The sequence below is a fragment of the Halohasta sp. A2 genome (assembly GCF_056175805.1).
The window spans coordinates 1-251 of record NZ_JAQFWV010000340.1; the positions used below are offsets into that span (position 1 = coordinate 1).

General features: G+C 47.8%; 1 pseudogene. It reads right to left on the bottom strand.

Annotated features, from left to right (window positions below):
* Positions 1–145 (bottom strand): annotated as a pseudogene (locus O2S87_RS19350) (IS4 family transposase); the annotation flags it as partial.
* Positions 146–251 lie beyond the last annotated feature (106 nt).

The window sequence follows — 251 nt, forward strand, 5'->3', positions numbered from 1 at the left end:
ATTCAGTGGTGAGCAGCACCCACTGAATCGGATCATCTGCCTCACTGATTTCATCTGCTCTCACCACGTTGAGTTCAACCGACCCTTCCTGTTCAGGGTTATTCTTTGGCGCACGCACCTCACAAGTTGCTCCGTTTATCGCAAGACAGCTCCCGTATTGAATCACTTACATAACAAATTCTCCTGTCTGAGTCGCTGAACTGCCGAATTTCTAGATACAGACATTGCAGAAGCACCCAAACCAGACTATC